The organism is Agrobacterium sp. SORGH_AS_0440, assembly GCF_031453135.1.
In the GTDB taxonomy this organism is placed as follows: Bacteria; Pseudomonadota; Alphaproteobacteria; order Rhizobiales; family Rhizobiaceae; genus Agrobacterium; species Agrobacterium pusense.
This window is the reverse complement of record NZ_JAVIYR010000002.1, coordinates 431,232-451,000: the sequence shown is the minus strand read 5'-3', so window position 1 is coordinate 451,000 and position 19,769 is coordinate 431,232. Positions and strand designations below refer to the sequence as shown.

Annotated in this window: 23 protein-coding genes; 11 read left to right on the top strand and 12 right to left on the bottom strand. The window is 59.0% G+C overall.

Translation table 11 applies throughout. The annotated features are described in order from the left end of the window. Positions 1-19 precede the first annotated feature (19 nt). The 9 genes from QE453_RS11490 to QE453_RS11450 are packed head-to-tail and all read right to left on the bottom strand — an operon-like array spanning position 20 to position 7,856. Positions 20-403, bottom strand: a complete 384-nt coding sequence (locus QE453_RS11490) for a hypothetical protein (protein ID WP_004439880.1) — start codon at positions 401-403, stop codon at positions 20-22. A gap of 13 nt (positions 404-416) precedes the next feature. After that, complete coding sequence (gene cheD / locus QE453_RS11485; RefSeq protein WP_004439878.1) at positions 417-962, bottom strand: chemoreceptor glutamine deamidase CheD; 546 nt, start codon at positions 960-962, stop codon at positions 417-419. Next, positions 959-1,348, bottom strand: a complete 390-nt coding sequence (cheY2, locus tag QE453_RS11480; protein ID WP_003503467.1) for a chemotaxis response regulator CheY2 — start codon at positions 1,346-1,348, stop codon at positions 959-961. The genes cheD and cheY2 overlap by 4 nt, the downstream gene beginning before the upstream one ends. Further along, on the bottom strand, positions 1,348-2,403 hold the full coding sequence (cheB, locus tag QE453_RS11475; RefSeq protein WP_004439876.1) for a protein-glutamate O-methylesterase CheB: 1,056 nt from the start codon (positions 2,401-2,403) through the stop codon (positions 1,348-1,350). Before cheB ends, cheY2 begins: the two co-directional genes overlap by 1 nt. After that, entirely contained in the window at positions 2,400-3,308 is a 909-nt protein-coding gene (gene cheR / locus QE453_RS11470) for a protein-glutamate O-methyltransferase CheR (RefSeq protein ID WP_045532841.1), read from the bottom strand. Before cheR ends, cheB begins: the two co-directional genes overlap by 4 nt. Before the next feature lie 13 nt (positions 3,309-3,321). Beyond that, positions 3,322-5,583, bottom strand: coding sequence for a chemotaxis protein CheA (locus tag QE453_RS11465; RefSeq protein WP_035206775.1), 2,262 nt, complete (start codon positions 5,581-5,583; stop codon positions 3,322-3,324). 16 nt (positions 5,584-5,599) lie between these two features. After that, the gene (gene cheY1 / locus QE453_RS11460) at positions 5,600-5,965 is read right to left on the bottom strand and encodes a chemotaxis response regulator CheY1 (protein ID WP_004439870.1); all 366 of its coding nucleotides are present in this window, start codon (positions 5,963-5,965) and stop codon (positions 5,600-5,602) included. Next, positions 5,962-6,261: an STAS domain-containing protein gene (locus QE453_RS11455; RefSeq protein WP_004439868.1), complete on the bottom strand. Its 300-nt coding sequence runs from the start codon at positions 6,259-6,261 to the stop codon at positions 5,962-5,964. Before QE453_RS11455 ends, cheY1 begins: the two co-directional genes overlap by 4 nt. Then, positions 6,261-7,856 carry a globin-coupled sensor protein gene (locus tag QE453_RS11450; RefSeq protein WP_223216931.1) on the bottom strand — a complete coding sequence of 532 codons (1,596 nt, stop codon included), beginning with the start codon at positions 7,854-7,856 and terminating at the stop codon, positions 6,261-6,263. The genes QE453_RS11455 and QE453_RS11450 overlap by 1 nt, the downstream gene beginning before the upstream one ends. A gap of 93 nt (positions 7,857-7,949) precedes the next feature. Between QE453_RS11450 and QE453_RS11445 the strand changes: the two genes are divergently transcribed. The 8 genes from QE453_RS11445 to mnhG all read left to right on the top strand — a co-directional run bounded on the left by QE453_RS11445 (position 7,950) and on the right by mnhG (position 14,854). After that, positions 7,950-8,291, top strand: coding sequence for a hypothetical protein (locus QE453_RS11445; protein WP_135856022.1), 342 nt, complete (start codon positions 7,950-7,952; stop codon positions 8,289-8,291). Between the two features lie 79 nt (positions 8,292-8,370). Next, positions 8,371-8,748, top strand: coding sequence for a hypothetical protein (locus tag QE453_RS11440; protein WP_035206773.1), 378 nt, complete (start codon positions 8,371-8,373; stop codon positions 8,746-8,748). Positions 8,749-8,853: 105 nt separating this feature from the next. Beyond that, positions 8,854-11,772: a monovalent cation/H+ antiporter subunit A gene (locus QE453_RS11435; protein WP_309777101.1), complete on the top strand. Its 2,919-nt coding sequence runs from the start codon at positions 8,854-8,856 to the stop codon at positions 11,770-11,772. Next, positions 11,772-12,107, top strand: coding sequence for a Na+/H+ antiporter subunit C (locus QE453_RS11430; RefSeq protein ID WP_003514993.1), 336 nt, complete (start codon positions 11,772-11,774; stop codon positions 12,105-12,107). The genes QE453_RS11435 and QE453_RS11430 overlap by 1 nt, the downstream gene beginning before the upstream one ends. Further along, entirely contained in the window at positions 12,104-13,750 is a 1,647-nt protein-coding gene (locus QE453_RS11425) for a monovalent cation/H+ antiporter subunit D (RefSeq protein ID WP_004439856.1), read from the top strand. The genes QE453_RS11430 and QE453_RS11425 overlap by 4 nt, the downstream gene beginning before the upstream one ends. Next, positions 13,747-14,235 carry a Na+/H+ antiporter subunit E gene (locus tag QE453_RS11420; RefSeq protein WP_004439853.1) on the top strand — a complete coding sequence of 163 codons (489 nt, stop codon included), beginning with the start codon at positions 13,747-13,749 and terminating at the stop codon, positions 14,233-14,235. Before QE453_RS11425 ends, QE453_RS11420 begins: the two co-directional genes overlap by 4 nt. After that, positions 14,232-14,513, top strand: a complete 282-nt coding sequence (locus tag QE453_RS11415) for a K+/H+ antiporter subunit F (RefSeq protein WP_004439850.1) — start codon at positions 14,232-14,234, stop codon at positions 14,511-14,513. The genes QE453_RS11420 and QE453_RS11415 overlap by 4 nt, the downstream gene beginning before the upstream one ends. Beyond that, positions 14,510-14,854, top strand: coding sequence for a monovalent cation/H(+) antiporter subunit G (mnhG, locus tag QE453_RS11410; RefSeq protein ID WP_004439848.1), 345 nt, complete (start codon positions 14,510-14,512; stop codon positions 14,852-14,854). Before QE453_RS11415 ends, mnhG begins: the two co-directional genes overlap by 4 nt. A gap of 4 nt (positions 14,855-14,858) precedes the next feature. On the opposite strand, the gene QE453_RS11405 is transcribed toward mnhG, so the two are convergent. The 3 genes from QE453_RS11405 to QE453_RS11400 form a co-directional block, all read right to left on the bottom strand. Then, positions 14,859-15,449 carry an alpha-ketoglutarate-dependent dioxygenase AlkB gene (locus QE453_RS11405; protein WP_112555890.1) on the bottom strand — a complete coding sequence of 197 codons (591 nt, stop codon included), beginning with the start codon at positions 15,447-15,449 and terminating at the stop codon, positions 14,859-14,861. A 58-nt stretch (positions 15,450-15,507) separates the two neighbouring features. Beyond that, positions 15,508-15,762 (bottom strand): Rossmann-like fold-containing protein, encoded by a 255-nt coding sequence (locus QE453_RS25250; protein ID WP_404977892.1) that lies wholly within the window; start codon positions 15,760-15,762, stop codon positions 15,508-15,510. A gap of 377 nt (positions 15,763-16,139) precedes the next feature. Beyond that, the gene (locus QE453_RS11400; RefSeq protein WP_309777099.1) at positions 16,140-17,330 is read right to left on the bottom strand and encodes a site-specific integrase; all 1,191 of its coding nucleotides are present in this window, start codon (positions 17,328-17,330) and stop codon (positions 16,140-16,142) included. Between the two features lie 173 nt (positions 17,331-17,503). Between QE453_RS11400 and QE453_RS11395 the strand changes: the two genes are divergently transcribed. From QE453_RS11395 to QE453_RS11385, 3 genes are all read left to right on the top strand, one after another. Then, entirely contained in the window at positions 17,504-17,710 is a 207-nt protein-coding gene (locus tag QE453_RS11395; RefSeq protein ID WP_309777098.1) for a helix-turn-helix domain-containing protein, read from the top strand. A gap of 83 nt (positions 17,711-17,793) precedes the next feature. Continuing rightward, positions 17,794-18,060, top strand: a complete 267-nt coding sequence (locus QE453_RS11390) for a hypothetical protein (protein ID WP_309777097.1) — start codon at positions 17,794-17,796, stop codon at positions 18,058-18,060. Beyond that, entirely contained in the window at positions 18,038-19,705 is a 1,668-nt protein-coding gene (locus QE453_RS11385) for an AAA family ATPase (RefSeq protein WP_309777096.1), read from the top strand. The genes QE453_RS11390 and QE453_RS11385 overlap by 23 nt, the downstream gene beginning before the upstream one ends. Positions 19,706-19,769 lie beyond the last annotated feature (64 nt).

Sequence of the window (19,769 nt, the reverse complement as noted above, 5' to 3'; positions counted from 1 at the left end):
GGCGCCGCTGGAAACAGCGCTAGAAGAGGTCGAAGTCGCCGGAGGCCTTGTCGAGCGGCTGGGAATGGCCGTGGCGGAAGGCCGCGCCGAGCGCCTTCTGCATTTCAGCAAGCTTGACGAGGCTGAGCGCGGTGGAGACATCCACGATCCAGTCGCCCGGGATGGAGCCGGTGATGGTGTCTATGAACTCGGCCAGGCCACGCGTCTTCTGGACCGCAAGGTCGATGCCCTGCAGCAGCTTGACGCCTTCGCTCGACAATTGGCCGCTGGTCACTTCAAGCAATTGCGGCTCGATGCGCTCGATGAGATAGGCGACATCGTGCAGTTCCGATACCACACGCATCAGAACATCCGGCAGGGCTTCTTCGAACGGAGTGGTGGCGGTGTGCTCTGCAAGCTGCATTGGAAACTCCGTACTAGAAAAATTCGATATCGTTGGCGACGGGTTTGGGCGCCGGCACCGGACGCGTTTCCATGGCCACCGTCTTCTGTGTTTCCGCGCCGCTGAGCGGATGCTGGCGGGCGCGGCCCGAGACCGGCCAGAATTCGATCTTGCGGCCATGTTCCCCGCCCGTGGAGGAGCTTATGACTGGAATGCCTTCATCCTTGAGAAACTTCATGGCGAATATGGCATTCTGCTCACCGACATTGGAGAAGCTGGCGATCGTCTTCGCGCCGCCGAAAATCTTGGCCTCCAGCCGGTCACGACGGGCGCCCTGCTTCAGCAGGCCGTTGATCAGAAGTTCCATGAGATGCACGCCATAACGCGTCGCATCTCCGCCGGTCACGCTACCGGTTCCCGGCAGCAGGAAGTGGTTCATTCCTCCAACGCCGGAAACGGGGTCTCTCAGACAGGCAGCCACGCACGAACCGAGTATCGTCGTCAGCACCACATCGGGATCGCTGACGACCTTATACTCGCCCTGAATGATATGTACGCGCTTGGCTGCAGCTTCAATCATTTCAGCGATCCGAAAACCGCTTCGATGGCAGCACGCATCTTGTCGATGGTGAAGGGCTTGGCCAGCACGTTGTTGGCGCCGAGCTGGGCAGCCTTCTGCACCAGCGCGCGGTCGCCCTGCGCGGTGAGAATGATGAAGGCGGCCTTCTTGGTGGTCGGGTTGGCCCGCACGGCGTGCAGGAAACCGAGGCCATCCATCTTCGGCATGTTGAAATCGGAGATGACGAGATGATGGGGCTGCTGCTCCATGATCTTCATTCCCTGCTCGCCGTCACCTGCGGCGGTGATCTGCTTGAAGCCGAGCTGTGTCAGCGCATCGCTGAGGAGCAGCCGGCTGGTCACCTGATCGTCAACGATCAGAACTTTGATCTTTTCTGCGAGAGACATTAGTCAGCACCTTCTTTGCGGGCAGTGGTTAGTTTGAGGATTTCTTCGCCGATGGAGCCCAGCGGCAATTGCTGTTCAACCGCGCCTAACTCATAGGCCACACGGGGCATGCCATAGACGACACAGGTTTTTTCGTTCTGGCCGACGGTACGCGCACCGGCATGGCGCATTTTCAGAAGTCCGGCGGCACCATCGCGCCCCATGCCGGTCAGGATGACGCCGACGGCGTTGCGTCCGGCAAGTTCGGCTACAGAGTCGAACAACACATCGACGGAGGGCCGATGGCCGTTGACGGGATCGCGCTCTACGAGCCGGCAGCAGGGTGCCGAACGATTGGCGATCTGCAGGTGACGCTCGCCGCCCGGCGCGAGATAGATCTTGCCGGTCTGCAGGCGGGCGCCATCCGTCGCCTCTTCCACCACAGGAGCGCAGATGCGGTTCAGCCGTTCTGCGAAGCTCTTCGTGAAGGTGGGCGGCATATGCTGGGTAATTACGGTCGGCGGGCAATTGGCCGGGAATTTCTGCAGCACCGCGATCAACGCTTCGACCCCCCCCGTGGACGAACCGATGGCCACGACCTTGCGCCCCGCCCGATATTCGCTGACCGGAACCGGCTGCGGCGCGGCTGCGGCTTCCGGCCGCGCCGCACGGTAAGCAGCGTGTTGGGAGCGCGCGGCAGCCTTCACCTTGTCAGCCAGATCACCGAAAGGGCGCGCATCGCCTGGTGCCGGCTTGCCGACACAGTCGAAGGCGCCGATTTCGAGTGCCGCGAGCGAGGCGTCCGCCCCGCGATGTGTCAGCGACGAGACCATGATGACCGGCATGGGCCGCAGGCGCATGATCTTTTCGAGAAACTCCAGCCCGTTCATTTCCGGCATCTCGATGTCGAGTGTCACGACATCGGGATTGAGCTGCTTGATGGCGGCACGCGCTTCCATGGCGTTGCCGGCCTGCCCGACGACTTCGACCTCCGGATCGGCCTTGAGCACAGCCGAAATCAGGCCGCGCATGGTCGGACTATCATCGACGACGAGTACCCGTGCGAGTGCGCTCATGCCTTCCTCCCCGAAGCGTGACCGATGTAGCGATAGGTGGTGATACCCGTATTATCGAACAGGTTCTTGGCGTCACCGGAGACACGTTCGGAATGACCGATATAAAGATGACCACCTTCCGGCAGCAGGCCTGCAAAACGCGACCAGATGCGCATCTGCGTCGGCTCGTCGAAATAGATGACGACGTTGCGGCAGAAGATGACGTCGAAATTGCCCTTGAAGGGCCATTGCGTCATCAGGTTCAATTCATTGAAGGTGATGAGGCGCTTGACCTTGTCGTCGATCTGGAACTTGCGGCGGCCGCCAGCATCCACTTCCGTGAACCATTGCTTGCGCATGGCGGGAGACACGGTTTCGAGCGCATTATCGTCATAGACCCCGGCACGGGCCTGCGCCAATATTTTCGGGTCGATATCCGTGGCCAGGATTTTGAAGTCGTAATCGGCTGCATTCGGAAACATGGCGAGCACGGTGAGCGCTATGGAATAGGGCTCCTGTCCGTCGGAGCAAGCGGCGGACCAGATGCGAACACGCCCGCCGCTCTTAGCCCTTGCAACGAGGCCAGGAAGTACCTCATCACGCAAATGTTCGAAATGATGGTTTTCGCGGAAGAAGCGGGTGAAATTCGTGGTCAGGTGCGACAGCATTTCGCGCCGCGCCTGCGCGCCATCTGGAGATGACACCAGAACGCAATATTCACGAAAGCCCGAAAGGCCGAGATTGCGGATGTGTTTCGACAGGCGGGAGTAAACCAGCGACGCCTTGGTGTCGTTGAGATAGATGCCCGCATCGGCATAGATCATCGCCGCGATTTCCGAGAGGTCACGTCTCGTCAGCGGGTATTCACCGCTGGCAAGAACGTCATCCGGAGACTGGCGCTGGTCGTTGAAATTAAGTGCTGCCATGAATGATCCGCTTTCAACCCGCCGCCGCGAGCGACATTTCCTGCTTCAAGGGCTGTCCGCGCGAGGCGCTGACGATGGCATCGACATCCAGAATGAGAGCGACGCGCCCGTCGCCGAGAATCGTTGCGGCGGCAATGCCCGGAACATGGGTATAGTTGGCCTCCAACGACTTGATGACAACCTGGCGCTGACCCTGGATCGCATCGACCATCAGGGCACGCTGGCCGCCGCCTTCCGATTCCACCAAAAGAGCGACGCCTTCGACCGGATCGGCCTGCGTCGGGCGGAAATTCAGCACGCGGCCGACATCCACCAGCGGGCAGAAGGAGTTGCGGATGGAGATCAGCCGCTGGTTCGCACCGAACGAGTGAATGTTCTTCGCTTCCGGCTGCAGGGTTTCCACGATCGCGGTCAACGGCACCACCAGTGTCTGGCCGGCAACCGTCACCACCATGCCGTCGAGAACGGCAAGCGTCAGCGGCAGGCTCATGGTGAAGGTGGAGCCTTGGCCGGGGCGCGAGGAGATGTTGATGCGACCGCCGAGCGCCTGAATGGAGCGCTTGACCACGTCCATGCCCACACCGCGGCCGGAAATGTCGGAAATCTTGTCGGCGGTCGAGAAGCCGGGGGCGAAGATGAGATTGTCGATCTCTTCATCCGTCAGGTTCGCATCGGCAGCGATGAGATCGTTGTCGATCGCCTTCTGGCGCACGCGCTCGCGATTGATGCCGGCACCGTCGTCCTGAAGCTCGATAAGGATGCGGCCGGAGCGGTGTTTGGCCGAAAGCTTGATAGTGCCTTCCGGGTTCTTTCCAGCGGCTTCGCGCTTTTCGGGCGTTTCGATGCCATGATCAACGGCGTTGCGGATCATATGCGTCAGCGGTTCGGCCAGCTTGTCGATGACCGTCTTGTCGACTTCGGTGTTCTCACCTTCGGTGACAAGACGGATCTGCTTACCGATCATGTCGGCGACTTCGCGAACGATACGCGACATGCGCTGGAACACCGGTTTTACCGGCTGCGCACGGATCGCCATGACGCTGTCCTGGATTTCGCGCGTCAGCTGCTGCAGCTCGTCGAGACCCATATTGACGGCTGACGTACCGCTCGCATCGTTTTCGATGACGCTCTGCGACAGCATCGCCTGATTGATGACGAGCTCGCCGACGAGATTGATCAGGCGATCGACACGGTCGAGATCGACGCGGATGGTCTGGCCGGCACTTGCATTGGCAGCGGCATTGGCGTTTGCCTGCGCTGCGGCAGGTGCTGCCGCAGCTTCACGCTTTTCGATGGCGGCATTGACGCTCTGGGCGATCTGCGTCGTTGCGACGGCCGTTTCGACAGCTGCTGCAACATAAGACGCTTCCGCCGTGGCGACTTCAACAACGGGCTGCTCTTCCGCGCCGCTATCAAGCGCCGAAAGGTCGAACGGCACGGGGATCATCGGGAGTTCTTCCTCGTCGGCAGCGGCCTCCGAAAGAACTGGCGTGATTTCGAGATCGCAATCCCATTCGGCAAATTCGAAGACGCTGCGGATACCTTCTTCACCCTTGTCGGTCGTGATCGAAACCGTCCAGGAGAGATAGGATGCTTCAGGATCGAGTTTGTCGAGCGAAGGCAGCTCGGACATGTCGCAATTGATGCTCATCTCCCCAATGCGGGAAAGATCGCGCAGCAGAAGTGCCGCCTCGTTGCCCTTTGAATAAAGCGATGCATGCGGCTTAAAGGTGATCTGGAAGGATGGCGCTTCCATCAGCGGCGTGGTTTCGTCGGCAAAGTCCGTGAAGGAGAAGGGGATCGGCTCGAAGCCGCTCTCATCCGTCGGTTTGGCCTTCACGGGTTCCGGCGCCTTTACTGCGACGGGAGCGGGCGCGGATGCCGGAACGGCTTCGCCGTTTGCCAGCGCCTCCAGTTCCTTCACAAGGCCACGGGTGCGGCTTTCATCGACGCTGCCGCCGTCTCTTGCGGCATTGGTGAGGTCTGCCAGCACGTCGGCAGAGCGCAGCATGACTTTGAGAACATCCTGCGTCGGTTCCAGCTTATTGGAACGCACGCAGTCGAGGGTCGTTTCAAAGACGTGCGCAAAGGCCACGAGATCATCGAGACCGAAGGCACCTGCTCCGCCCTTGATAGAATGAACGGCACGGAAAACGGCGTTGACGGTTTCCGGATCACGGTCGCCGTCATTCAATTTAAGAAGCCCCGATTCCAGTTCGGCGAGCTGCTCCTCGCATTCCTGGAAAAAGATTTCCTTGATTTCGTTCATATCCATCGTGAAATGTCCCGTATCAGGCGGTTACGCGCTCAATGGCATCGATGAGTTTGGCAGGGTCGAACGGCTTGACGATCCAGCCCGTCGCACCGGCCTGGCGGGCGCGGTTCTTCTTCTCTGCATCGCTTTCGGTCGTCAGAACGAGGATAGGGATCGCCCGGTACTTTTCGTTGCGACGAACACCCTCTATGAAACCGAAACCGTCGAGACGGGGCATGTTGATGTCAGTCACGATGACGTCGGGGTTGCTCTGCTCGAGCACTTCGAGGCCCTCGACGCCGTCTTCGGCCTGAATGGTTTCGAAACCGGCATTGTTGAGCGTGACCAGGAGCATGTTCCTGATCGTCCGGGAATCATCCACGGTAAGAACTTTTTTCTTCACTTTTGCATCTCCTTCAGGAGCAAATGATCGATATCGACGCCTATCAGTTTCATGGTCTTGTCGAATGCATCGGACACGCTGGCAAAGCCGAAGCGTTTGCCGTCCTCTTCCCAGGATTTGGCGCCGGCCATGAGGACCTGCGCACAAAGGGCGCCGATACGTTCCACCTCTGACGCGTCCACCGACAGCGGTGCTCCCCGCAACGTCATCAGCTTGCCGTGCAGGGCCGATGCTTCGTTGAGGTCCAGCACCGGTGACAGTTTCAGCGTCGCCTCAGCTGCTTTTCTGGCTGCCATTACATGACTCCCTGACGTCTGAATTGTTGGTAATCCTGGCGGTAATCCGTGCGGCTATCCTCACGGGCCATAAATGATGATTGCTGCCGATCCGCACCGGTGGCGGCAGCGAAATGTTCCTGGCGGGCAATACGAAATTCGCGCACGGTGCGGCCGAGTTCCAGAATGACGGTTTGAAGCGTGTCGGCCTCGGAGGCGCTCGCGCTGATATCGACGGCATTGCGGTCCGCCTGCCGTTGCTGCCCGCCAATATCGGCGGCAACAGACTGCAGTTCGCCGGCCTGCTCGGCCGTAAGCCGCGAGACTTCAGCGATCATGTCGTTGATGCCCGAGACTTGCCGGACGACGCCGCCGATCGCGTCCTGTGTGCGGTTGACCATGCGGACGCCGCCCTCGACCTGGGTCTTCGTGGTTCCGACAAGGCTCTTGATCTCCCTTGCGGCATCTGCAGACCGCTGGGCGAGCGCCCGGACTTCCTGCGCGACGACAGCGAACCCACGACCGCTTTCACCCGCACGCGCCGCCTCGATGCCGGCATTGAGCGCGAGAAGGTTGGTCTGAAAAGCGATCTCGTCAATCGTGCCAATGATCCTGCCGATCTGTTCGGCGGATTGTTCGATGTCCGACATGGCGTCGATCGCCTCGCCGATCGCACGGCCGCTTTCGACGGCCGCGTCGCGGGCGCTCGAAACCGCCTTTTCCGTCGCCGCAATGCGAGCGCCGTTTTCGGCAACGTTCCCGATCAGGGCCTGAATCGCATGCGAGGTTTCGGCAAGGGCTTCGGCCTGCTGGCGTGAACGCTCGGCAATGGAACGGCCGATATCGGCAAAACGTCCGCTCAAGGCCTCCGCCTCGCCGACGCTGTTATGGGCCGCCGTCAACGACGCGCCTATGGTTTCAAGGGCCGTGTTGAATGTTGTCGCGACATCCCGATAGGCGTCTGGAACGTCACCGTCTATCCGTGCGTGCAAATCGCCTGCCGCAAAAGCTTTCAACGCGACGCCGAAGAGGTTTGCCGCTTCAGCCCGGTCATTGTCGCGTTGTTCCTGAAGTTCGCGGCCATGACGCAGGCGTAGTTCATTAAAGCGCAGCGAGACCGCTATCTCGGTATCGACCATCACGAGGCGAACGACATTCTTTACCGCTTCGGCGAGCTCACGGCTCTTCTTGCGGCTACCCGGCAGGATGGATCGGGGCGCGTGTTCCGCCACCAGTCCACCAACGAGGTGCTCCAGAACGACGGCGTGGCTGGCGATTTGCCAGCGCGGATCGAGACCCATGCGGCTGGCATTGTCGGAAAGCACCTTCACCCGCTCGGCATAGAGCGCATCGAAACGTGCATCCGTCAAAACGCTCCAGTGCGACGATTGCAGATCGTGCAGGCGTTCGAGCTGGTTTTCGCTGTCGAAGGACGGGGAACAGTCCGGCATGGACTGGAAACGGGTCATCACATCGCGCAGGCCGGCCTTGACGTAAGGCTCCAGCATGCCGCGATAGCTGCGCAGGAAGTCGGATTGCGTCTCATCGAGGCCGGCAAAACGCAACCGCCCCGCCAGGCTTCCGCCTGCCGATCTGCGCGCTTGATCTGATGGCAAGTCCTGCCCCAACCGACGTCCCCAACAACATGACGGCCGGTGAAACCCGGCCAATTTGCCAAGGTTCAGAACGCCAGCACCCTGAGGGGATTTTTGAACGAACACACCCATCGCGGACGATGCGGCATCGACGCTTGCCAGACCTTCTTGAACCAAGAAACGAAATACCGGATCGGCACCGGTACGGCAGTGCGGCGTCATGCCTGGAAGGGGAGAGACCCCATTCCGCCGTGGAAATACCACCAATCTTTATGGTTAATTCCTTGCTTGAAAGTTAAGAAACGCGGCGTTGCGGGTCAAACGGTAAAATTTGTAAAGTCTTTTAACGGCCCCTGCCCCGACTTTGCCGCAAATGAGCAAAAACAAAAAGGAATTGAGCGCTTCGGGCGGTTTTTCCGGCCTGTGTGCTGGACAAGCGCGGGTGGCTTCCCCTAAAACAAATCAACGGGATATTCGCGCAGCGGTGATGCTTTAAAGAGACGTTTTCGATCAAGGAGATGCCAACTTGCAATGGATGGAGAAAGGCCGCAGTTCAAGGCGCCATCCGCAAGTGCTGATCGGTCTCGTGGTCGCCAGCCTTCTTCTCATGATCGGCTTCCAGGCGCCTTCGGGTATCAAGCCGCTTTCCAAGACCAGCCGCCTCGAACGCATGCAGACCGTCGATCTTGGCCGCTCCCTTTCGCTTCGCGACAAGGATTGCGACAACGGCGGTGATTTCGGTTGCCGGTCAGGCAATGCGGCCCCGGGTATTGGTCAGGACGCGTTTTCCTTAACCGCCGTCAGTGTTGACCTTGAGGCAAAGGCGCGGCTCGTTGCTGTTGCCGTCGCGCCACAAGCGTCCCGAGACTTTGCCAGCGTGGTACCACGCGCGCCTCCGCATCTTATGTACTAGTCATTCCGGCGGTCATCATCATTGGATTCATTGGAATCCTGAGGGATTGGAGTCGTCGGAAATCCGCCGCAAGCTCCCATTCCAGAGAGAAAACCGCCGCCGCATATGACACTTGCAACCATTCTTCCTTTTATTGTCGCATTGCCCTTCGTCGGCGCACTCCTGACGGCGTTCATGCCGCGCGAGGGTGCTGCTGCAGCTCCCGCTTCCGTTGCGGGGGCAGTTGCCCTTTTCGGGCTGGTCAGCAGTATTTTCCTTTATACCAGCGTCAGCGGGGGCGCCGTTCTTAAATACGATGTGGAATGGCTGCCGCAGCTCGGTTTGAACTTCACACTGCGGCTCGACGGATTTGCCTGGATCTTCTCGATGCTGATTACCGGCATCGGCCTGCTGGTGGTGCTTTACGCCCGCTACTACATGTCGACTGAAGACCCCATACCGCGCTTCTTCGCCTTTCTTCTCGCCTTCATGGGTTCGATGCTCGGCGTCGTTCTATCCGGCAACGTCATTCTGCTGTCCATCTTCTGGGAAATGACGAGCATCTTCTCATTCCTCCTGATCGGCTACTGGCACCAGAATGCCGGCGCCCGCGACGGCGCTCGCATGGCGCTGACAGTGACGGGGATTGGTGGCTTCAGCTTGCTGGCGGGTCTGCTGATCCTCGGTCACATGGCCGGCAGCTACGATCTCGACAGGATCATCGAGGCCGGCGCCGCCATTCGCGCGCATCCGCTTTATGTGCCTGCGCTCATTCTTATTCTCGGCGGCGCTCTGACAAAGAGCGCGCAGTTTCCCTTTCACTTCTGGCTGCCCAATGCCATGGCGGCACCAACACCCGTTTCCGCCTATCTCCACTCGGCTACCATGGTGAAAGCGGGTGTTTTCCTGCTGGCAAGGTTCTGGCCGGTGCTTGCGGGCACGCCGGAATGGTTCTGGGTGGTCGGCGCGGCCGGTGTCATAACTCTGCTGCTCGGTGCCTACTTTGCCATGTTCCAGCAGGATCTGAAGGGATTGCTGGCCTATTCCACCATCAGCCATCTCGGGCTCATCACCACGCTGTTAAGCCTTGGCAGCCCGCTCGCTGCGGTGGCGGCCATCTTTCACATGGTCAACCATGCCACCTTCAAGGCCTCGCTCTTCATGGCGGCCGGCATCATCGACCATGAGACCGGAACACGTGACATGCGGCGGCTGAGCGGGCTCTATACCTATATGCCGGCAACGGCGACACTTGCCATGGCGGCAAGTGCGGCCATGGCCGGGGTTCCTCTGTTCAACGGGTTCCTCTCCAAGGAAATGTTCTTTGCCGAGGCCGTCGAAACCCATGCCGACTCGCTTCTCGACCGGGCGCTGCCATATGTGGCAACATTATCCGGCGCATTTGCCGTCGCCTATTCGCTGCGCTTCATCCACACGGTGTTCTTTGGCCCCAAGCCAGTCGATCTGCCAAACCCCAATCCGCACGAGCCGCCGCGCTGGATGCGGTTTCCGATCGAATTCCTCGTCTTCGCCTGCCTGATCGTCGGCATCGTTCCGAGCCTTTCCATCGGCCCGTTCCTGCATACGGCCGTGCTTTCCGTTCTCGGCGCACAGACACCCGTGTACAGCCTGTCGATCTGGCACGGTTTCAATCTGCCGCTGATCATGAGTATCGCGGCGCTGATCGGCGGGGTAACAATCTACGTCCTGCTCGGCGGTTATTTCTCGCGCTGCGATGACGGTCCGCCGATCTTCCGGCATTTGCGGGGTCAGCGCATCTTCGAGCGCATTCTCGTCACCGTGTCCTGGAAGTGGGCGCGGTGGCTCGAAAGCACGCTCGGCACCCGGCGCCTGCAGCCGCAGCTGAGGCTTCTTATCCTCGTGGCGCTTCTTGCCGGTTTCTCGCCGCTCTTCCTTTCGGAATTCTCCCTGTCGCTGCCGCGGGTAACAACCTTCGATCCGATCTTCGCCATTCTGTGGCTGATCGGTATGATTGCGGCCATGGGTGCTGCCTGGCAGGCGAAATATCATCGCCTCGCAGCCCTTGTCATGCTTGGCGTTTCGGGGCTCGTCACCTGCCTCACCTTCATCTGGCTTTCCGCACCGGATCTGGCGATTACCCAGCTTTTGGTGGAAATCGTCACCACCGTTCTCATCCTGCTCGGCCTCAGGTGGTTGCCGAAACGCTTCGAAAAAGTGGACAGCAGCGATGAGTTGCCGGCGCAGCTTCGCCGTGCCCGCGATTTCCTGCTGGCCGCCGCCAGCGGCATTGGAATGTCCGTCATCGCCTATGCGGTGATGACGCTGCCAGTTCCGAATGCCATTGCGACCTATTTCCTCGAACGCGCTTACAGCGAAGGCGGCGGCACCAATGTGGTCAACGTCATCCTGGTCGATTTCCGTGGCTTCGACACCTTCGGCGAAATCGCGGTTCTGGCCATCGTGGCGCTCACCGTCTTCGCGCTGCTTCGCCGTTTCCGTCCCGCCCATGAAAGCATCGGACTTCCGGAACAGCAGCAGATGCAGAACGCCTTCGATGCGGAGCGCCCGGATCGCAGCAAGGGCGATACCGTTCGCGACTATCTCTACGTGCCATCCATCGTGATGCAGTGGATGTTCCCCGTCATCATCACCTTTTCCATTTTCCTCTTCATGCGCGGCCACGATATGCCGGGCGGCGGTTTTGCGGCCGGTATCACCATGGCGATCGCTTTCCTTCTGCAATATCTCGCCGGCGGGGCGCGCTGGGCCGAGGACCGCATCCGCATCCTGCCGCTGCGCTGGATGGGCTTTGGCCTGTTGATGGCGGCGGCGACGGGTATCGGCTCGTGGTACTTCGGCTACCCGTTCCTGACCTCTTATTTCCAGTATACGGAGATACCCTATATCGGCAAAATGCCGACGGCTTCCGCCCTGCTGTTCGATCTCGGCGTCTTTTCGCTGGTCGTCGGCTCCACCGTTCTTATCCTGATAGCACTGGCACACCAATCGTTGCGCAACTACCGCGTTCGCACGCCTGACGCCGCAAAAGCGGAGGACGTGTAATGGAACTCATTCTTTCAATCGGCATCGGCATCATGACCGGCTCCGGCGTATGGCTCATCCTGCGCCCGCGCACCTATCAGGTCATCGTCGGGCTTTCGCTTTTGTCCTATGCCGTGAACCTGTTCATCTTCGGCGTCGGCGGCATCAAGACCAACGCACCCCCGGTGCTGGTGAACGGCGTCGACAGTTCGACGCTTGCCGACCCGGTGCCGCAGGCGCTGGTGCTGACCGCCATCGTGATCGGCTTTGCCACGACAGCGCTTTTCCTTGTCGTGCTGCTCGCAGCGCGCGGCCTCACCGGCACTGACCATGTGGATGGGAGGGAGTCGAAATGATGTCGTTCCCCTTCCACATCGTCATAGCACCCATCCTGCTGCCGCTCATTACCGCCGCGCTGCTGCTGTTCTTTGACGAGCGCCAGCGTGTGGCCAAAGCCGCGATCAGCTTCACCTCCACGGTGCTGCTGCTGGTGGTTGCGATTCTGCTGTTTCGCGAGGTGAACTCAACCGTTAATACCGAGATCGCTGCTGTGGTTTCGAGCGGCGTCTATCTGCTCGGCAACTGGCCGGCACCCTTCGGCATCGTGCTCGTCGCCGATCGCCTGTCGGGCCTGATGGTCCTGTTGACCGCATTGCTCGCCATTCCCTCGCTCATCTATTCGATGGCGAAATGGCACAAGGCGGGCGCCCATTTCCATTCGCTGTTCCAGATGATGCTGATGGGCGTTAACGGCGCGTTCCTGACCGGCGACCTCTTCAACCTTTTCGTATTCTTCGAAGTGATGCTGGCGGCATCTTACGGGCTGCTGCTGCATGGCTCCGGCCAGCAACGCGTCAAGGCAGGGCTGCATTATATCGCCATCAACCTCGTTGCCGCCTTGTTTTTCCTGATTGGCGTCAGTCTGATCTATGGCGTGACGGGCACGCTGAACATGGGTGATCTCGCCCACCGGATAGAGGGGCTGAACCCCGACCAGCGCATGCTGCTGGAAACCGGCTCGGCCATCCTCGGCATCGCGTTTCTGGTCAAGGCCGGCATGTGGCCGCTGAATTTCTGGCTGCCCTCCGCCTATGGTGCGGCATCTGCACCGGTCGGCGGGCTATTCGCGATCATGAGCAAGGTCGGCATTTATGTCATCGCCCGCCTCTCCTTCCTGCTGTTCGGCCAGACGGCCGGGGAATCGGCCGGTTTCGGCCACGATGCGCTGCTGGTCGGCGGCATCGCCACCATCATCTTCGGTGCCATCGGGGTTCTGGCGTCGCAGGCGCTGGGACGGCTTGCCGGCTTTTCGGTTCTGGTCTCATCGGGAACGCTGCTTGCAGCCATGGGTACCGGCAATCCCACGGTGGCGGCCGGCGCACTTTATTACCTTGTCAGCTCCACCCTCACCATCAGTGCCTTCTTCATGCTCATCGAACTTGTCGAGCGCGGGCAGGATGCGGGCGCAAACGTTCTTGCCGTAACCATGGAGGCTTATGGCGAAGGCGAGGAAGAAGACGAGGAAGAGGAAATCGGCGTGACCATGCCTGCCACCATGGCCGTGCTGGGCGCATGCTTTGCCGCCTGCGGCATCCTGCTCGCCGGCCTGCCGCCGCTTTCCGGCTTCATTGCCAAATTCTCGATGCTATCGGCCATTCTCAATCCGTCCGGTCTCGGCGCCAATGACAGCATCTCCACCCTGTCATGGTGGATCGTCTTCCTGATCGTCTTTTCCGGCTTCGCTTCACTGATCTCGATGACCCGTGCCGGCATCCGTACTTTCTGGGCCTCCATCGAAGGCACCGTGCCGCGCGTGCTCGTCATCGAAATCGCACCCATCATGCTGCTTCTCGGCCTGACACTCGCCATGACCGTTCAGGCGGGGCCGGTGATGCGTTACATGCAGGAAACGGCGCGCATCCTCGATCTGCCCGCGAGCTATATCCAGGGCGTCATTTCCGCGCCACGGGCGGGCGGCAATCCGGAGGCAGAGCCATGATGAACCGTGTCCTGCCCTACCCGCTACTGACTGTTTCCCTGATCTTCTTCTGGATGACGATCAACAGTTTCTCGCCGGGGCATCTGCTGCTCGGAACTGCGGTGGCGCTCATCGCTTCCTGGGCGATGGCGTCGCTGAGGCCGGCAAAACCCCGCATTCGCAACTGGCATCGGCTGGTGCAGCTGATCCTTATCGTGCTTTACGATATCGTCAGGTCCAATCTCTCGGTCGCGAAGATCATTCTGTTCAGGCGCGAAAGGGACCGCAAATCGGGTTTTCTGGCCGTGCCGCTCGATATACGCGATCCCATGGCGCTGGCCGTTCTGGCGACAATCCTCACCTCGACGCCGGGAAGCGCCTGGCTTGAATATAATTCCAGTCAGGGCACGCTCCTGCTCCACGTCCTCGACGACGTGGACGAGGCCGCGTGGATAAGCCTCATCAAGAACCGATATGAAAAACTGCTGATGGAGATATTCGAATGAGTTCGATTATCCTTTTCTGGTCCTTTTCGCTGGCGCAGCTGATGCTGGCCATTGCCATGACGATTTCGGTCTATCGCATCGCCATTGGCCCGCGCGCGCAGGACCGGGTGCTCGGCATGGATACGCTCTATGTCAACGCCATGCTGCTGCTGCTGACCTTCGGCCTGCGCACCGGCAACGACATCTATTTCGAGGCATCGCTGCTGATCGCCATCCTGGGCTTCGTGTCCACCGTCGCCCTTTCCAAATTCCTGATGCGCGGGGAGGTCATAGAATGAGCAACGCCGCAGAATTTCCGCTCTGGGCCGCCATCGCCGTAGCTTTTTTTGTCCTGCTGGGCGCCTCGTTAACGCTGATCGGCACCATAGGCTTTGCCAAGCTCAACAGCTTTTATGAACGCTTGCATGCGCCCACGCTCGGCACCAGCTGGGGGACCGGCGGCATCGTCATGGCCTCCATCATCTATTTCTCCGTCTCCGGCGGCCGCTTCGCTTTCCACGAAATCTTCATCGGCATTTTCATGACGGTGACGACGCCGGTTTCCCTGATGCTGCTGGGGCGGGCCGCGCTTTATCGGGACCGGGCGGAGCAGAATTCGGATAACCGGGAGCATTTGTAATTGCTTAGGTGCGCGTTGAAGCAATGACTTTACGAAAAGTCAGGGAAATCCTCCTGCTTCGAACGGTCTTCACCCCGTTCACAATATCCGATTTGCGAGCCGGAATTTCGTGAGTCCAATGATAACGCCCGGAGTCCATGAGCAGGACACCTGAGCGGGGCTGAAGCACAACGCCACATGTGCCGGATCCGCGCAAATCGCGGAAAACCATCTCGCAAGCGGATAGAAGGCTTATCGACACGATTGTATCGTCGAAACAGGGGACACAATCGACATGCGCGCTGATCCCCTGCCCTGGAAAGTATTCGTTCGCGATAACCTGATCAGGCAAGTTCTCGCAGTGGCCGTTCCTCACTAATCTTCTGGCGAACACGCCCAGCCATGGCGGCAAAGGCCCGAGATAGGCATCCGGCGCAACTGCGCGGGCTTTATAGTCATACCGATAACCGAAATGCTGCACACGACGCTTCAGTTCCGTGCTCCACCCACCGGCATCCAATATGGTTGCGGTGGCAGCTTCCTCTTGCGGCGAAAGGAAGTCACCGAAATATATGACGCCGGGCGGTAAAGAAGATGGAATTACAGTATGATCCATTTGCGGGCTGTTCTCCCTTTAAGATGAAAAACGTGTGTTGCAAACTCGTCATTCTCATCTAGCGCAGAGGTGCCGTCATCTTTCGTTTTATGTGCGCGTATCCCGGATAGTCGGAAAACTGAAACGGGTACTCAACCGGCCTGGCAAAACCACTGCGTTCAGCAGCCCGATCCATATCAAAGGCTCCATCGTAGTGAGAACTGTTTACGACAGTAATTGCAACTTTGCCGGAGCTCAAAAGATGGGCTGCGGCACTCCCAAGAAAAACGGCGACCCATTTTGTTGTCACGAGTATTTCACGCCGAACGGTCACCTGAATGGCAAATCGCCAAGCTGGGCAAAAAATCCATTAAGCAGAGGTTAAGAATCTGCCAAGCATCTGATATTTTTGGGATAATGTTAGCGGACGAAATACACCCACCCAAAAAACATATTTACGAGGATTTTCGCCTACCCGCCCCCGAGGCAAATGTTTATTGCCATTATGGCTATCGTTGAATCCCACAAGATTAGGTCGGATCGGTCCGAACACGCACCTATATAAATTTATCAGTCTGGAGATTTAATGGTGCCCGGAGGCGGATTTGAACCACCGACACGCGGATTTTCAATCCGCATAAAACCCATCATTTCTGGGGTTTTTATGAAAACGTGTTGCAGATGTGTTGCATGTCCATAGGTTCCCACGCATTACGACATGAGCAAACGTTCCGCTTCGGCCAGTTCGTCGAGATCATCGCCGCGGGGAAAAAGATGGCCATAAACATCGGCGGTCATCGTCACCGACGAATGCCCCAGCCGTTCCTGAACCACCTTCAGCGGCAGGCCCAGGCCGCCGTCTTCCTTACGGTTGATGCACCAGCTGGCGAAAAAATGCCTGAGCGCGTGCATGCCGGTGTATTTTGCCTCCAAAATGGGCTGGCCGTCCTTATCCGTCTCGCCGGTGTCGATCGTCACGCCTGCCGCAATCATCGTGGGGATCAGGCCGCGCCTTCGAATATTGGCAAGTTGCTCGACCGTGCCGGCTCCCGTGGGGAACACGAGGCCGAGCTTTCCAACCGGGCATTTGGTTTTCCAGTCCGTCAGCGCCGCGACCACCATGGGCGGGATCGGGACGGTTCGCTCACCCGCTTCGGACTTCGGCGCACCTATATCATTGAAGCGATCAGCGCGCTGGCGAACGTGGATTTCTCGCTTTTCGAGATCCACGTCAGACCATTTCAGGCCGCGCAGTTCGGAGGCGCGCAGACCTGCGAAGATCGCAACCAACAGCAGCGGCTTCCATCGGCCCTCTGCTGCGTTGATGACGGCCTTTATTTCCTGGGTGGTGGGTATGTCGACACCGACCCGCAGCTTGCCCTTGTTGCGCTTCTCCGCCCTCGCGTCGCTTGCCTTGCGACCAGTGCGGCTGCGCTCTCTGACGACGTTCCTTGCCACCCTGCCTCGTTCCTGAGCGTCAGCCAACAGGCTGCCCAGGCTCACCATGATCTTACGCACCATGGCAGCAGATCGCCCCTCCTCGCGCAGCTTATCCTCATATTCGCGTGCAGCTGGAACGCTGAATTTCGACAGGAGCACATCGCCTATCAGCGGCTTGATATGCAGCGTTACGTGCTGCGTGTACTGATTAATGGTGCTTTGTTCTCGGCCGGCAGCCTTCACCGCCTTCAACCAGTCGTCTGCGGCGGCCGAGATCGTTGCCGACTGACTCGCCGCGACATGTATTCCGTCGCGAACTTCGCCTCTCACAGTAAGCAAGAAAGCGTCGGCGTCCCTCTTCAAGTCGAATTGCTTGAATCGCCGTTTGCCAGCGCCGTCGCGATATTCCGCGAGCCAGACTGTGTTGCCGGAGGGAAGCTTGCGTTTTCGTATTGTTGCCATTAGCACCAAGTACACGACACGCGGACTTATTGCAACACATTGCAAAAACAGCTTGACTTATTTGTAAAATAGGTATACGCTTACCGTCGTTTTGATTAAAATACGCCAATTAAAGCATGCACGTCAAATCTAGCATTTTTTACAAACGTGTCAACCCCCATGAGGAGAAAAAAATGAAAGCATCGAACGACAACATTGCCGACGACATTTTGAAGGGCGCTGACGCCATTGCGGAGTTTATCGGCGAAGACCGTCGGGCGGTCTATCACCTGGTGAAAGGCGGGAAAATTCCGACATTCCGCCTCGGCGAAAATATAAGGGCGCGCAAGTCGACGCTGATTGCATGGATCGCGGCGCAGGAGGGGGTGGCCGCCGCCTAACCACCCCCTCGCCCCATCACCCACAACCACCTGCCGGACGTCGTCGGCAGGAACGCGCCTAGGTGCGCAATGAAGGGAGACCAATGCAGATCCTATCAATGAAACCGATCGACGAACCAGCTCTTGGCCATAGGGCCATCGCGAGCTTCGATCTTCAGCTCACCGATGAGTGCCGTCTCTACGGCCTTCGCTTACTGCGCATGCGCGACGGCAACATCCTGACATTCGCGCCGCAGTCCGGCCCGCGCCGGGTTGCCACTTTCGCGGCACCTCTTGCCGAACGCATCACAGAGTTAGCACTTGACCAGTATGGGGCACTGACCGCCAATGACAATCACCGCGCAGCTTAAAGACACACCTTCGCTCGACAGTCGCGAGGCTCTCATTTTTGGAATCTATGATCGCCTGACCGACCACGGCCATTGCCGTGCGGACGTTGTGATCGCACCTGCCAAAGAGAATGGCGAAGCAGACTGGGAAAAAGCTTGCCCCGTAAATTTGTCTGCCCTCCCTGGCGACCAGTGGCCAGATGATGTTGATGAAGCGAACCGCGCTTGCGTCCTCGTCGATGATATCGACGGTTGCGATGCCAAAACCTCCATGCTCCTGTTCCTCCGTGAGGACGGCCAGCCCTCAATGGAGCAAATATCCGGACCTGACGCTGACGGCGATATTGCCATGCGGATTATCGGCCGCGACATTGGCGCGAGGCCACCGGTGCGGGAGCCTTCCCCGCTTCAGGCATCCCTTGCGAAACTCACCGAAGACCTAACCAGGCCGGCACCAGCGAACGACAACAAGCCCGATTTCGACGATCGACTCATTCCTTTCCTGGAGGCCTACGGCGGCAACATCCGAGGCACGACGCTTTTCGGCGCCGTGGTCGACAATAACGCTGGTCAGATTTGGTTCACCGACAATGGCCCGTTGTTTTTCTCGCAACGCGCAGGCGTTCATCACGTCGACCTCCCCGCGAAGGCGAAGGAACGATTTACGTTCGACTGGTTCGGCGACCTCGACGAGGATATGCCCAAGGAAGAAATCGTGAAGGGTGTATTCGGCGTCGATGAGTTCACGATGATCTCAGGCAAACCGGGATCTGGCAAATCGGTCATCACCACCGACCTAGCTTGCCACGTTGCGGCGGGAATGGAGTGGCACGGCAGGCCGGTGAAGCAAGGGCTGGTGATCTACATCGCTGCGGAGCGCAAGGCCCTCACAAAGCGCCGTATGCGGGCTTTTCGCAAGCATCACGGCATTGACGACATTCCGCTCGCCGTCCTTGGCGGTATGCTGGACCTGACATCCGGACTGGCCGATGCAAATGCCATTATCCAGACGGTAAAGGCTGCTGAAGAGCAGATCGGACAAAAGTGCGTGTGGGTCATTGTGGACACGCTAACCCGCGTTTTCGGGCCGGGCGATCAAAACACGTCCAAGGATATGACGAAATTCGTCCAGGCCTGCGACACCATTCGCGAAGGTATATCTGGTACACACCTCACAGTCATCCATCACACCGGATGGGCTGGCGACCGAGGCAAGGGCGCGATTGATCTTGATGGTGCCGTCGATGCATCGTTCCTCGTGAAAAAAGAGGCCGCAGGCTACATTCTCGAGTGCGACGGCACGAACGATGGTGACGAAGGCACCATCACTCGTTTCCGGATGGAAGGCGTCCAGGTCGGAGAGAAGGACGGCGAGCCAACAATGGCACCGGTCGTTGTTCCTGCCGATGCAGTGACGGCCGGAGAGCGGCTGGTGGCGAATATCAAGGGCCATAAGGCAAAGGCGCTCGATGTAATCCGCAAGCTAGCTACCGAAGGCAAGACCGCGCCGCAGGGCCTATGGCGCAGCGCCTTCTATGCTGAATATCCAGGCGTCGATACAAACACTCTAAAGTCGCGCTTCAAAAGAGCCAAGGATTCTCTTGTCGATGATGGACTGGTGATCGAAGCAGATGATGGCTTCAGGGTGACTGGGGCGGATACGTGAGATACGAACGTACCCAAAGGTACCCGCGTATCTATCGTACCTCGCACCCATAAATACGGATACG

What these genes read in the sequence shown, in the direction of transcription:
- QE453_RS11425 (WP_004439856.1), top strand. Translation starts at nt 12,104, where the DNA reads ATGATGTCGTTCCCCTTCCACATCGTCATAGCACCCATCCTGCTGCCG.
- cheB (WP_004439876.1), bottom strand. Translation starts at nt 2,403, where the DNA reads ATGAGCGCACTCGCACGGGTACTCGTCGTCGATGATAGTCCGACCATG.
- QE453_RS11390 (WP_309777097.1), top strand. Translation starts at nt 17,794, where the DNA reads ATGCAGATCCTATCAATGAAACCGATCGACGAACCAGCTCTTGGCCAT.
- mnhG (WP_004439848.1), top strand. Translation starts at nt 14,510, where the DNA reads ATGAGCAACGCCGCAGAATTTCCGCTCTGGGCCGCCATCGCCGTAGCT.
- QE453_RS11435 (WP_309777101.1), top strand. Translation starts at nt 8,854, where the DNA reads ATGACACTTGCAACCATTCTTCCTTTTATTGTCGCATTGCCCTTCGTC.
- QE453_RS11405 (WP_112555890.1), bottom strand. Translation starts at nt 15,449, where the DNA reads ATGGATCATACTGTAATTCCATCTTCTTTACCGCCCGGCGTCATATAT.
- cheR (WP_045532841.1), bottom strand. Translation starts at nt 3,308, where the DNA reads ATGGCAGCACTTAATTTCAACGACCAGCGCCAGTCTCCGGATGACGTT.
- QE453_RS11415 (WP_004439850.1), top strand. Translation starts at nt 14,232, where the DNA reads ATGAGTTCGATTATCCTTTTCTGGTCCTTTTCGCTGGCGCAGCTGATG.
- QE453_RS11430 (WP_003514993.1), top strand. Translation starts at nt 11,772, where the DNA reads ATGGAACTCATTCTTTCAATCGGCATCGGCATCATGACCGGCTCCGGC.
- QE453_RS11490 (WP_004439880.1), bottom strand. Translation starts at nt 403, where the DNA reads ATGCAGCTTGCAGAGCACACCGCCACCACTCCGTTCGAAGAAGCCCTG.
- QE453_RS11440 (WP_035206773.1), top strand. Translation starts at nt 8,371, where the DNA reads ATGGAGAAAGGCCGCAGTTCAAGGCGCCATCCGCAAGTGCTGATCGGT.
- QE453_RS11420 (WP_004439853.1), top strand. Translation starts at nt 13,747, where the DNA reads ATGATGAACCGTGTCCTGCCCTACCCGCTACTGACTGTTTCCCTGATC.
- cheY2 (WP_003503467.1), bottom strand. Translation starts at nt 1,348, where the DNA reads ATGTCTCTCGCAGAAAAGATCAAAGTTCTGATCGTTGACGATCAGGTG.
- QE453_RS11465 (WP_035206775.1), bottom strand. Translation starts at nt 5,583, where the DNA reads ATGGATATGAACGAAATCAAGGAAATCTTTTTCCAGGAATGCGAGGAG.
- QE453_RS11385 (WP_309777096.1), top strand. Translation starts at nt 18,038, where the DNA reads ATGACAATCACCGCGCAGCTTAAAGACACACCTTCGCTCGACAGTCGC.
- QE453_RS11455 (WP_004439868.1), bottom strand. Translation starts at nt 6,261, where the DNA reads ATGGCAGCCAGAAAAGCAGCTGAGGCGACGCTGAAACTGTCACCGGTG.
- cheD (WP_004439878.1), bottom strand. Translation starts at nt 962, where the DNA reads ATGATTGAAGCTGCAGCCAAGCGCGTACATATCATTCAGGGCGAGTAT.
- QE453_RS11400 (WP_309777099.1), bottom strand. Translation starts at nt 17,330, where the DNA reads ATGGCAACAATACGAAAACGCAAGCTTCCCTCCGGCAACACAGTCTGG.
- QE453_RS11395 (WP_309777098.1), top strand. Translation starts at nt 17,504, where the DNA reads ATGAAAGCATCGAACGACAACATTGCCGACGACATTTTGAAGGGCGCT.